Consider the following 12114-nt stretch of genomic DNA (forward strand, 5'->3'; position numbering starts at 1 on the left):
GACGTGATTTCGCATTATTTCGATTTGATATGATAGGTGACATTGGCGAGTTTTAAACTCGTCAATGGCTTGCAGATACAAGGCAGTATTTCATCAGGCATCACGAAGGCGAGCGCTGATTGAGTGTATTCCACTTCACCTTCTAACATCGTGCATTTGCAAGAGCCGCAGAAGCCATCTTTACATTGGGCTTCTGCGTCTATGCCTTGCTCAGCAAGGCTTTCCAGCAAATTGTCCTCAGTGTCGAGGTAAACCACCTCTTCCCCTTGGTTGATGTCGATTTTAATCAAAGCTCGAAGTCACCGAGGTCATCCGCACTGACATCATTGTCAATTTGCCCCACAAGGTATGAGCTGATCTCAGCTTCTTGTGGCGCAACTTGTACATTGTCTGAAGACAACCATGCGTTAATCCAAGGAATTGGGTTCTGATCTGCATCGTCATAGGCTGGTTTCAGGCCAACAGCAGCCATACGCAAGTTGGTAATGTACTCCACGTACTGGCAAAGAATGTCTTTGTTCAAGCCGATCATAGAGCCATCTTTGAACAGGTATTCTGCCCACTCTTTCTCTTGTTCAGCGGCTTCTTTAAACAGGTCAAAACACTCTTGCTCACACTCGCGAGCAATCTCTGCCATATCAGGGTCGTCTTTACCGCTGCGCAGCAGGTTTAGCATGTGCTGGGTGCCAGTGAGGTGCAGTGCTTCATCACGCGCGATTAGCTTAATGATTTTCGCATTACCTTCCATTAATTCGCGCTCAGCGAAGGCGAAAGAACAGGCGAAGCTGACGTAAAAACGGATCGCTTCAAGCGCGTTGACTGACATGAGACAGACGTAAAGCTTCTTTTTGAGATCGCGTAGGTTCACCACGACAGTCTCGCCGTTTAAGACATGCTCGCCCTCGCCAAAGCGATGGTAATCGTTGGTCGCTTGGATAAGGTCGTCGTAAAACTTAGAGATATCTTCCGCACGCTTAACGATATATTCGTTATCAACGATGTCATCGAAAACAACCGATGGGTCTTTGACGATGTTACGGATGATATGGGTATAAGAGCGTGAGTGAATGGTCTCAGAAAATGCCCATGTCTCAATCCAAGTCTCTAACTCTGGAATAGAAACAAGCGGTAGCAGTGCGACGTTTGGGCTACGACCTTGGATTGAATCGAGTAGTGTTTGGTACTTTAGGTTAGAGATGAAAATGTGTTTTTCATGATCAGGCAGGTCTGCGTAGTCGATGCGATCACTTGAGACATCGACTTCTTCTGGACGCCAGAAAAAGCTGAGTTGCTTTTCAATCAGCTTTTCAAAAATCTCGTATTTTTGTTGGTCATAACGGGCAACGTTAACCGCTTGACCGAAGAACATTGGTTCTGAAAGTTGGTCGTTTTTCTGCTTAGAAAAAGTACTGTAAGCCATGATTATCCTCAAAAACTCTTAAAGGGCCCGATATTCGGGCCCTTGCTATCCTTGGTTTAGCGTTGCTTAGATCTTACAACCGCCGCCTGCACAATCGTCATCAGATTGCGCGTCCGATGCACCGTCGCGGGTGTTATGGTAGTACAGCGTTTTCACGCCGAGTTTATAGGCGGTCAATAAGTCTTTCAGTAGCAGCTTCATAGGTACTTTACCACCTGGCTGCGCTGCTGGATCATAGTTGGTGTTCGCTGAAATTGCTTGGTCAACAAACTTCTGCATTAGACCCACGAGTTGCAAGTAACCGTCGTTAGGACCGATCTCCCACAATAGCTCGTAGTTGTCTTTGTACTTGCTGTACTCAGGGACGACTTGCTTCAAAATGCCATCTTTTGATGCTTTGACTGAAACATAACCACGAGGTGGCTCAATGCCATTGGTCGCGTTTGAGATCTGTGAAGAGGTCTCAGACGGCATGAGTGCAGAAAGCGTCGAGTTACGTAGGCCGTGCTCTTGGATTTCACTGCGTAGTGATTCCCAATCATAGTGCAATGGCTCATCACAAATCTTATCAAGATCTTGCTTATAGGTATCGATTGGCAAGATGCCTTTCGCATACTTGGTTTCATTGAATGCAGGGCAAGCACCTTGCTCTTTTGCGAGACCAAGTGACGCTTTCAACAAGTAGTACTGAATGGCTTCAAAGGTACGGTGGGTTAAAGCATTACCGCTACCATCTGAGTATTTCGCGCCATTCTTCGCTAAGTAGTATGCGTAGTTAATGACACCTACACCCAAAGTACGGCGGTTCATGGTGGAGATCTTCGCCGCTGGTAGTGGGTAGTCTTGGTAATCTAGCAGGGCATCAAGTGCACGTACGGTGAGCTCTGCAAGCTCTTCGAGCTCATCCAATGATTCAAGCTTGCCTAGGTTGAAGGCGGAAAGCGTACAAAGGGCGATCTCACCGTTTTCATCTTCCACATTGTTCAATGGGCGAGTTGGCAGGGCAATCTCCATACACAGGTTCGATTGACGTACAGGAGCAACTTTCTCATCGAACGGACTGTGGGTATTACAGTGGTCAACGTTCTGGATGTAGATACGACCCGTTGAAGCACGCTCTTGCATCATGGTTGAGAACAAGTCGATTGCTTTAATGCTCTTCTTGCGAATACTGCTGTCTTGCTCGTATTTCACGTACAAGCGTTCGAACTCATCTTGATCTTCGAAGAACGCATCATACAGCCCCGGTACATCCGACGGTGAGAACAGCGTGATATCGCCGCCTTTGATCAGGCGCGTGTACATTAGCTTGTTAATTTGAACGCCGTAGTCCATATGACGAACACGGTTTTCTTCAACACCACGGTTGTTCTTAAGAACGAGTAGCGATTCTACTTCGCCGTGCCAGAGAGGGTAGAACACTGTCGCAGCACCACCGCGTACACCACCTTGAGAACAACACTTCACCGCAGTTTGGAAGTACTTATAGAATGGTATACAGCCAGTATGGAAGGCTTCACCACCACGGATTTCACTGCCAAGTGCACGGATACGGCCTGCATTGATACCGATACCTGCACGTTGAGAGACGTAGCGTACGATAGAGCTCGCTGTTGCGTTGATGGAATCAAGGCTGTCATCACACTCGATCAGTACACAAGAGCTGAACTGGCGAGTAGGGGTACGTACACCTGACATGATTGGTGTTGGTAGCGAGATTTTGAACGTAGATACCGCATCATAGAAGCGACGGATGTAGTCCATACGCGTCTCTTTCGGGTAGTTGGCGAACAGACAGGCCGCTACCATCATGTAAAGGAACTGCGCACTCTCGTAAATTTCACCACTCACGCGGTTCTGAACAAGGTACTTGCCTTCGAGTTGCTTCACCGCGGCGTAGGAGAAATCCATATCGCGCCAGTGATCAATGAATTCGTCCATCTGCTCGAACTCAGCTTGTGTGTAGTCTGCGAGCAGGTGTTTGTCATACTTACCGGTTTCTACCAATTTTGTAACGTGATCAAACAACTTAGGTGGTTCAAACTGGCCGTAGGCTTTCTTACGAAGGTGGAAGATCGCTAGACGAGCAGCTAAGTACTGATAATCTGGCGATTGCTCAGAAATCAAGTCGGCAGCGGCTTTAATGATGGTCTCATGGATGTCGGACGTTTTGATTCCGTTGTAAAACTGAATGTGGGATTTTAGTTCTACTTGAGAGACTGACACATTATCTAGGTCTTTTGCGGCCCAGGTGATTACACGGTGGATCTTATCGAGGTCGATAAGTTCCTCGCTTCCGTTGCGTTTGGTAACCGTAAGTTGTTGGTTCATTGTAAATTGTGGTCCCGATAGTATTGAAGACTGAAAAAAATGCCGCACTCACCCTTGTACTTCCTCGTGCACAAGTGCCGTTATTTAGTATGGTTTGCTGACGCTAAAACACAAGATATAGGGTTTGGTTGCGGAATGGCGTACAAGATAGTGATCAACGCGGCGTTTTGCAACCGTTCAGTTTGGCTGAAATTGTGGATAAGTTGGGGATGTTGCGAATTATGTCAGTACTTACTTACTTTTTGCCCTCGGGATAAACGAGGGCTTAAGCCAGTTGCTTATAAAAGGGACAGCTGTCAGGGGTGTTCGAAATTAATTTTATTGCTTTTTTTGAAGTTTGTGAAACAAATCAAAAAGTCATCAATTGGTCGAAATTCAACCGCTTATTGGGTGTTTTTTCGTGCTAGTCGAGTAATGACAGGAGCTCGTCCGGTTGCTTCAGATATCGCCAGTGTGGCCAACTTTGCGGCTGATGGTCAGCGCCGATATAGCCCCAGCCTGCAATCACCCCTTTCATTCTCGCATCGCGTGCTGCCACCATGTCATTCTCGATATCACCGATATAGGCAACCCGAGATGCATCCACCTGCATAGCGTCAGCACAGTAGAGCAATGGTTCTGGATGGGGCTTCGCTTTCTCTAAGGTGTCGCCACTGACAATGATTTTTGCCGTTGCTAACAAGGGGTAGTCGGGTAGCAACATGTCGGTGAGAAACGCCGGCTTGTTGGTCATAATCCCCCAAGGCACCTTATGTTGGTTGAGATGAGTGAGCACGTTTTCTATGTGAGGATAGAAGCATGTTGTGTCATTAATGTGGCTAGCGTAGTGATGAAGAAATTCTTTGCGCAATTGGCGTGGATCGAATTGCTGAAGATCAGCGCCAAATCCAGCTTTAAACAAGCCGCGTGCGCCATAACTTGTAAACGCTTGGATTTGTGCGGCAGTAAGTAGGGGATAACCTCGCGCAGTGAGAACCTTATTGGCGGCGTTAGATAAATCACCCGCAGTATCGAGTAGAGTGCCGTCGAGATCAAAAAGCAAAGCGTCTATCATTTTTCTTCCTTAGATGGTTGATCGAACGTGTTGCATTGTTCTTCTTACTCTACCTGTGCATATGAAAATAAAAAAGGCCGGGGGACCCCGACCTTCCATTGTGAGTGCAAACACAATGCACGCTTAATTTTGCTTAATGGTATGGACAATGTAGTTCACATCGACGTTAGTACCGAGCTTGTAACTATCAAAGAGCGGGTTGTAATGCAGACCAGTGATATGTTGCTCTACCAAGCCTGTCTCGTCGATAAAGCCAATGAGTTCGGATGGGCGAATGAACTTCGCATGATCATGGGTACCTTTCGGGACTAGCTTCATGACCTGTTCTGCGCCAACAATGGCAAAGAGGTAAGACTTGACGTTGCGATTGAGCGTTGAGAAGAAAACATGCCCACCGGGTTTGACGAGCTGGTAACAAGCGCGGATGATCGAAGCGGGGTCTGGCACGTGCTCTAGCATTTCCATGCAAGTGACAACATCGTATTTGCCAGGATTCTCTTCAGCGTGTTGCTCGGCAGTGGTTTGCTGGTAAGTCAGCTGAGCACCGGTTTCTAATGCATGTAAGCGGGCGACGCTGAGGGGCTCTTTTCCCATATCAATCCCGGTCACATTTGCTCCGGCTACGGCCATACTTTCGGCAAGAATACCGCCGCCACAGCCAACATCGAGTACGGTTTTTCCAAACAGACCATTGCTACGTTCAATAACGTAATTAAGACGGAGAGGGTTGATTTGATGTAGTGGTTTGAATTCACCTTCAAGATCCCACCATTGCGCTGCCATCTGTTCAAATTTGGCGATTTCAGCAGGATCAACATTCGCTTGAGTCATGGTTCTACTTCTGTCCGTGAGTTTGATGCCAGTATAACGTGAGTCGGAAATAAGAAAGAAGGCTTAGCGTGCAGAAATGATGGCCTCACGGATGCAATGCTGCTTTTTGCATCATTAACTTCTGCATCGCCTGACTTAGCAACTTCTCTCTCTCGACGCGAAAAAGTGAGAGCGGCAAGACGGGCATGACCGAAAATCCGGTCAATTGATTAAAGAATCAACAATGAAGCTGTGACCTTTTTCGAAGTGTGGGGCATAAACCTTGTCATTTAAATGAAACAGGTGCGTTGATCAGCGAAATCGTGCTATATTCCCACGACTTGCACGTATATAAATACGGCTAAGTCTTGCACGTATATAGATACGACAAATTATTTGAGGGAATTTGGCTCCATGAGCGATCTTGCAAAAGAGATCACGCCCGTAAATATCGAAGAAGAGCTTAAAACTTCGTATCTCGACTACGCGATGTCTGTAATCGTGGGTCGGGCATTACCGGATGTGCGTGATGGCCTGAAGCCCGTACACCGTCGCGTGTTGTTCGCGATGAATGTACTGGGTAATGACTGGAACAAACCATATAAAAAATCTGCCCGTGTTGTCGGCGATGTGATCGGTAAATACCACCCACATGGCGACAGTGCGGTATACGACACCATTGTACGTATGGCTCAGCCGTTTGCGCTGCGCTATATGCTGGTTGATGGCCAAGGTAACTTCGGTTCCGTAGATGGCGACTCAGCGGCAGCAATGCGTTATACCGAAGTCCGTATGGCAAAAATTGCCCACGAGCTTTTGGCTGACCTAGATAAAGAGACTGTGGATTACGTCGATAACTACGACGGCACGGAAAAAATCCCAGCAGTACTTCCAACTAAGATTCCAAACCTATTGGTGAACGGTTCGTCCGGTATCGCGGTAGGTATGGCGACCAACATTCCTCCGCATAACTTGGGTGAAGTCATTGATGGTTGCTTGGCATATATCGAGAACAACGACATCACTATCGATGAGTTGATCGAACATATTCCGGGCCCCGACTTCCCAACTGCGGCGTTGATCAGTGGTCGCAAAGGCATCATCGACGCTTATAAAACGGGCCGCGGTAAAATTTACCTGCGCTCTAAAGCAGAGATTGAAGCAGATAAGAATGGTAAAGAAACCATTATTGTCACTGAAATCCCTTATCAGGTGAACAAAGCGCGTTTGATCGAAAAGATCGCCGAGCTTGTGAAAGATAAGAAAGTCGAAGGCATTTCTGCACTGCGTGACGAGTCTGATAAAGACGGGATGCGCATTGTCATTGAGTGTCGCCGTGATGCCGTGGGCGAGGTTGTACTCAATAACCTATACGCGCAAACTCAACTGCAAACCACTTTCGGTATTAACATGGTTGCGCTGGATAATGGCCAGCCAAAACTGTTCAACCTGAAAGAGATGCTGAAGTGCTTCGTTAACCACCGTCAAGAAGTGGTGACTCGTCGTACCATCTATGAACTGCGTAAAGCGCGAGAGCGCGCGCACATCCTAGAAGGTTTGGCGATTGCACTTGCCAATATCGACGAAATCATCGAACTCATCAAGCGCGCGCCGACGCCAGCAGAAGCTAGACTTGGCCTACAGCAGCGCGGTTGGGATTTGGGTGACGTTGCCGCAATGCTTGAGCGTGCCGGTGTTGATGCCGCACGACCTGAGTGGTTAGAAGATGAGTTTGGCATCCGTGATGGCCAATACTTCCTAACTGAGCAGCAAGCACAAGCGATTCTAGACCTACGTCTACACAAGTTGACTGGCCTAGAGCACGAGAAGATTCTCGACGAATACAAAGCGCTACTTGAGCAGATTGAAGAACTACTGAAAATCTTAGGTAGCACTGAGCGTTTGATGGAAGTGATCCGTGAAGAGTTAGAGTTGGTTCGTGACCAATTCAACGATGTACGTCGCACTGAAATCACCGCTGCGAGCCACGATATTGACTTGGAAGATCTTATCAACCAAGAAGACGTGGTCGTTACACTTTCACACGAAGGTTACGTGAAGTACCAGCTACTGTCTGAGTATGAAGCACAACGTCGTGGTGGTAAGGGTAAAGCGGCGACGCGCATGAAAGATGAAGACTACATTGAGAAGCTGCTTGTCGCGAATACTCACGACACGATCCTGTGTTTCTCAAGCCGTGGTCGTATGTACTGGTTGAAGACATACCAGCTACCTCACGCAACACGTACTGCACGTGGTAAGCCGATTGTGAACGTCCTTCCTCTGGAAGAGAACGAGCGCATCACGGCGATCCTACCGATCAAAGAGTATGAAGATGACAAGTACGTCTTCATGGCAACTGCAGACGGTACAGTGAAGAAAACGCCATTGACTGACTTCAGTCGCCCACGTAGCGCCGGTATCATTGCTGTGAACCTACGCGATGGTGACTCATTGATTGGCGTCGATATCACGGAAGACGGTTCAGACGTATTACTGTTCTCGAAAGCGGGTAAAGTGGTACGCTTTAACCAAGATCAAGTACGTGCCATGGGTCGTACCGCGGCAGGTGTACGTGGTATTAAACTCGCAGAGAGTGACAGCGTCGTTTCTTTGATCGTGCCACACTCAGAAGGTGATGTACTGACAGTGACCGAAAACGGTTATGGTAAGCGTACTGAGCTCGCTGAATACCCAGCGAAGAGCCGTGCAACTCAAGGTGTTGTCTCTATTAAAGTCTCTGAGCGTAACGGTAGCGTTGTCGGTGCAGTACAGGCCGATGAAGGTGACGAGTTCATGATGATCACGGATGCAGGTACCTTAGTGCGTACTCGTGTTGCTGAAGTGAGCCGTGTTGGACGTAATACGCAAGGTGTTACCTTGATCAGAACAGCCGAAGACGAGCACGTTGTTGGTCTGCAACGCATCGATGAACCAGAAGAAGAAGCATTGCCAGAAGGTGAAGAGGATGCGGTAGAAGGCGAAAACGCCGAAGCACCTCAAGCTGATGCAGCGCAACCTTCATCTGATGAAGGCGAATCTGAAGCGTAATCCTTCTCTTTAGAATGATTTAAAAAGCGTGACTTTCGAGTCACGCTTTTTTTATGTCGGTAAAACGTGATTGTGATCGACAGAAGAGTACCGTGTCATTCATTGTTGTTGCTCCACTTTTATTAGTCTTTCATAGTGCGTTAAGCATGTTGAACTCTGTCGCGCTTTCTTCCAGTACAAGCTTCTAGCCCTATACCCATGGATAGCATATTTGTTATGGTTGGGGTTACTTAGCACGCGATACTGGCTTGTGAAGGCGAGTTAGCCCCGGGATTAGCTTTCAGTGCTCACTCAAAGTGAGGAAGGTCTTCATGAGGGAGCGTTAAATGTCATTTTAGGTATTAGTTCAATGAAACTTTCAATCCAGCAGATTTATCTTGAGAAACTAGATTCTGAGCTTGAGCCGTTAGGGTTCAAACGAACTAAAAGCAGCAATCAGTGGAAGAGAAAAATTGGTAAGCTCGATCAAGAATGGATCCATCTGAATTTTGGTATAGGAGTTATAAATCCATCATTTGGAGTTAATTATTTAGATTTGAAAAAAGCGATGCCTAAAGACGTGCGAGCTACATATACAGTTTCTAAAATGTTGAGTAGTATAACTAGTAATTTGTATTCTGTTAATTCACCGCCTGAAATTCTTTCGTCTGACATCCTTAATTTTTCTTTGGGCGAACTTGAAAGATTAAGGAATCGAAGTGACGTTATTGACTTATTAAAGTCAGATAATGTTAAGTCTTGGCCTGTTTTTAGTTTTTCCCACCGTATACGTATATTACCCTTGCTACTCGCATGCGAAGGGGAGGTTGATGAGTTATTTGTTTTTGCAGAGGAGTTTTCAAAATACACAGACAAAGACCAAATTATCCCTAAATATGGTGAATATATGAAGCACTTAACCAATGCGTTTAGTGGCTGACTGATAAGAGGGACTTGTAGCCGACAAATGACATGGGTGTTGTACAAGTTCGTCTACTCTTTAGGGAAGCTATTCACCTGAGAAAAAGGATATAAAAGAAAATTGACACTGTCATAGAACTTCAAGTGATATCTAGCAATCCATGTCATTCGTTAACAATCGATGAGAAATAAATTGTGAAAGTGGGATTTAAATTACTATTATTTTTAATATTAGTCTTCAGAAGGGGACCTATTGGGGTAAAAGAGATGGAGTATGATGAGGTTTTCTTTGAACATCCATCCGGAGAGTTCAATGATTCACTCAATGCGACAATAGCAGCGATCGTAAGGCTATACGAATACGAAAATGTCGATCGCTGGTTAACATTGTCTGCTCAAGGTATAGGATATATTAACCATCCAGTAAAGGTTAAAAGACCTTATATTTCAGTCGAAGGCGAAGGAATTAATGTGTCTGAAATATTAATAAACTCAGGCATTGGAATTAAGGGCAGGTCGTTCAGTAAAACTGAGGATGGCTTATACAATTTGAAAGAGTTTAGTGCTGTAGAGGTCGGGAAAATTATCCATTCGATTTACGTAAACCACTATAATGTTAAGCCGTTTCCTGGAGACCCATTTTTTGGAGTTGTGGGCGAATGGTTATAATGGTTCGAGCAATTTACGCCCTGATGTTTGATGTGGGTTGGAGGAAGTTATATCTTTGACAAGGTTTTTATTCGGCGAAAGTAGAAGGAAAATGATCAGTTATAAAGGTAACCCTGTTGAGTGGGCTCTATTAATGGGTGAGCTAGAGGATGCGCATGAACATTTAGGCGAACTTATCTCTAAAATGGTGAAAGAAGAAAAAATAGAGATAGAAGAGTATACCGTGCATATTGCTCATATCTACGCGCATTTAAACCGAGCGTGGAACACGAGAGACATTGAGGATGACGTTTCAGAAGCGCAATGGGAAGCGGTAAGCGCGTTTCCTACCGATATTGAGCCTATAGGATAAAAGTAAAACACAACCACTATCGTCAATGAAATTAACTGGGCGGTATGATAGCGAGTTATTACTATGAAGAGTGGCAAGCAGCGCAGAGTTGAAATTAAAGAGCGGCGTAGAGCGAAAGCGAAATTGAACAAAGGGATAAATCGCTTCGATTTGCGCTGCAAGCCTGCCAATGCGGTGATGGCGAACCTAGAAGCATTGCAGCATAATGCCCGCGCTGCTTACACAAGTATGCCGTTGTTTTATGTCGATCGGCCTTTTACTTGCAAAGATTGTGGTAGTCATGAATTGTGGACGGCAAAGCAACAAAAATGGTGGTACGAAATCGCCAAAGGCTCGATTGATTCTATCGCGATTCGGTGTAGACGCTGCCGCAAGAAAGAGCAGCTTCGTAAATCGGAAGCTCGGAGAGTGCATTTGGAAGGTGTCGCTAAAAAGACCGCGTTAAAAGGGTGATGAATTGATTCAAACGCTGCAAAAAAACATACTTTGGGTAGATGGCATTGCTGCAATGACGGCGGGTTTGTTGGTATTGATATTGAGCGAGTGGCTCGAAGGTCTCTACCGTTTACCGCTCGCTGTTATTTACGTGCTTGTTGTTGCTAATTTGAGTTACGCGGCTTATTCGCTCTCTCTCGCTTATCGCCGGAGCCCCAGTTTAGCAGCTATTCAGTTGCTGGTGTTTGGTAATCTCCTGTGGTCGGTTATCTGTGTGGTCATACTCGTTTACTATCGAGAAATGATCAGTATTTGGGGCTTTTTATTTGTGACGGGCGAGGCGTTATTTGTCTGTTTTCTCGCAGGCTTTGAATGGCGATGGCGGGAAGTATTAACAGGTAGAACTGACTAGAATCACGCTAGATACTCAAGTGACCTTAAACTGCAGGATGCAAAGCGAGGGCAGGGTCAAGAATGGCATGTGTATATCGGCGTTGTTGACGAACTATCCCCCAAGCTTCGAAAAAGACTCGGGGGTTGGTATTACTCGACACCCTCCGCAAAGGCTTGGATTTTATCTCCCGTCATTCGGTAAACCACCCATTCACGCTGTGCTTCTGCGCCGATGGAATGATAAAAATCCATTGCTTTTTCATTCCAGTCGAGCACAACCCACTCAAAGCGCCCACAGTCTTTGGCGACAGCAATTTGCGCGAGGTGGCGCATGATGAATTTACCTGCTCCTAACCCGCGTTTTTCTGTTGTGACGTAAAGATCCTCTAAATAGAGACCATATTTTCCAACCCAAGTGGAGTAATTAAAGAAATAGACCGCAAAGCCGATCGCCTCGCCCTCATATTCGCAAATGATGGCATGGGCATGGACATCATCGCCGAAGAGTTTGTTTTCAATTTCTTCAACGCTATTGACGACGGCATTTGGCTCTTTTTCAAATGTTGCCAGTTCTTGTATGAAATGGAGAATGGTCGGTGCATCAGCACGGGTTGCTTTTCGGATTTGCAGTGTCATCTGCGACTACTTCCTTGATTGACTACGAATGGAGCCAGTGTAAACTGCCTTGTTAAATGAATG

12 protein-coding genes are annotated in these 12114 nt (G+C 46.1%); 6 read left to right on the plus strand and 6 right to left on the minus strand.

The window, feature by feature from the left end; translation table 11 throughout:
* Window positions 1–14: 14 nt before the first annotated feature.
* From yfaE to ubiG, 5 genes are all read right to left on the minus strand, one after another.
* Window positions 15–290 carry a class I ribonucleotide reductase maintenance protein YfaE gene (gene yfaE / locus TSUB_RS06010; RefSeq protein WP_246616410.1) on the minus strand — a complete coding sequence of 92 codons (276 nt, stop codon included), beginning with the start codon at window positions 288–290 and terminating at the stop codon, window positions 15–17.
* Window positions 287–1420, minus strand: a complete 1134-nt coding sequence (nrdB, locus tag TSUB_RS06015; RefSeq protein WP_087020001.1) for a class Ia ribonucleoside-diphosphate reductase subunit beta — start codon at window positions 1418–1420, stop codon at window positions 287–289. Before nrdB ends, yfaE begins: the two co-directional genes overlap by 4 nt.
* A 66-nt stretch (window positions 1421–1486) precedes the next feature.
* Entirely contained in the window at window positions 1487–3751 is a 2265-nt protein-coding gene (gene nrdA, locus TSUB_RS06020) for a class 1a ribonucleoside-diphosphate reductase subunit alpha (RefSeq protein WP_087019998.1), read from the minus strand.
* A gap of 403 nt (window positions 3752–4154) precedes the next feature.
* Window positions 4155–4805: an HAD family hydrolase gene (locus TSUB_RS06025; protein WP_087019995.1), complete on the minus strand. Its 651-nt coding sequence runs from the start codon at window positions 4803–4805 to the stop codon at window positions 4155–4157.
* A 123-nt stretch (window positions 4806–4928) separates the two neighbouring features.
* The gene (ubiG, locus tag TSUB_RS06030) at window positions 4929–5636 is read right to left on the minus strand and encodes a bifunctional 2-polyprenyl-6-hydroxyphenol methylase/3-demethylubiquinol 3-O-methyltransferase UbiG (RefSeq protein WP_087019991.1); all 708 of its coding nucleotides are present in this window, start codon (window positions 5634–5636) and stop codon (window positions 4929–4931) included.
* A gap of 393 nt (window positions 5637–6029) precedes the next feature.
* On the opposite strand from ubiG, the gene gyrA reads away from it, so the two are divergent.
* The 6 genes from gyrA (at window position 6030) to TSUB_RS06060 (ending at window position 11434) form a co-directional block, all read left to right on the plus strand.
* A complete protein-coding gene (gyrA, locus tag TSUB_RS06035) occupies window positions 6030–8666 on the plus strand; it encodes a DNA topoisomerase (ATP-hydrolyzing) subunit A (RefSeq protein ID WP_087019988.1) in 2637 nt (878 codons plus the stop codon).
* 283 nt (window positions 8667–8949) lie between these two features.
* Complete coding sequence (locus TSUB_RS06040; RefSeq protein WP_221274564.1) at window positions 8950–9585, plus strand: hypothetical protein; 636 nt, start codon at window positions 8950–8952, stop codon at window positions 9583–9585.
* Between the two features lie 176 nt (window positions 9586–9761).
* Complete coding sequence (locus TSUB_RS06045; protein ID WP_221274565.1) at window positions 9762–10235, plus strand: hypothetical protein; 474 nt, start codon at window positions 9762–9764, stop codon at window positions 10233–10235.
* A 91-nt stretch (window positions 10236–10326) separates the two neighbouring features.
* Window positions 10327–10587 (plus strand): hypothetical protein, encoded by a 261-nt coding sequence (locus TSUB_RS06050; protein ID WP_087024012.1) that lies wholly within the window; start codon window positions 10327–10329, stop codon window positions 10585–10587.
* A gap of 63 nt (window positions 10588–10650) precedes the next feature.
* Entirely contained in the window at window positions 10651–11040 is a 390-nt protein-coding gene (locus TSUB_RS06055; protein WP_087024014.1) for a zinc-ribbon domain-containing protein, read from the plus strand.
* Between the two features lie 4 nt (window positions 11041–11044).
* The gene (locus tag TSUB_RS06060) at window positions 11045–11434 is read left to right on the plus strand and encodes a hypothetical protein (RefSeq protein WP_087024016.1); all 390 of its coding nucleotides are present in this window, start codon (window positions 11045–11047) and stop codon (window positions 11432–11434) included.
* Window positions 11435–11565: 131 nt separating this feature from the next.
* On the opposite strand, the gene TSUB_RS06065 is transcribed toward TSUB_RS06060, so the two are convergent.
* Window positions 11566–12051, minus strand: coding sequence for a GNAT family N-acetyltransferase (locus TSUB_RS06065; RefSeq protein WP_087024018.1), 486 nt, complete (start codon window positions 12049–12051; stop codon window positions 11566–11568).
* Between the last annotated feature and the right edge of the window lie 63 nt (window positions 12052–12114).

It is taken from the genome of Thaumasiovibrio subtropicus (assembly GCF_019703835.1).
Classification (GTDB): domain Bacteria; phylum Pseudomonadota; class Gammaproteobacteria; order Enterobacterales; family Vibrionaceae; genus Thaumasiovibrio; species Thaumasiovibrio subtropicus.

Coding starts and splice junctions, on each gene's coding strand:
- nrdB (WP_087020001.1), bottom strand. CDS start 1,420: ATGGCTTACAGTACTTTTTCTAAGCAGAAAAACGACCAACTTTCAGAA.
- nrdA (WP_087019998.1), bottom strand. CDS start 3,751: ATGAACCAACAACTTACGGTTACCAAACGCAACGGAAGCGAGGAACTT.
- TSUB_RS06025 (WP_087019995.1), bottom strand. CDS start 4,805: ATGATAGACGCTTTGCTTTTTGATCTCGACGGCACTCTACTCGATACT.
- ubiG (WP_087019991.1), bottom strand. CDS start 5,636: ATGACTCAAGCGAATGTTGATCCTGCTGAAATCGCCAAATTTGAACAG.
- gyrA (WP_087019988.1), top strand. CDS start 6,030: ATGAGCGATCTTGCAAAAGAGATCACGCCCGTAAATATCGAAGAAGAG.
- TSUB_RS06050 (WP_087024012.1), top strand. CDS start 10,327: ATGATCAGTTATAAAGGTAACCCTGTTGAGTGGGCTCTATTAATGGGT.
- TSUB_RS06055 (WP_087024014.1), top strand. CDS start 10,651: ATGAAGAGTGGCAAGCAGCGCAGAGTTGAAATTAAAGAGCGGCGTAGA.
- TSUB_RS06065 (WP_087024018.1), bottom strand. CDS start 12,051: ATGACACTGCAAATCCGAAAAGCAACCCGTGCTGATGCACCGACCATT.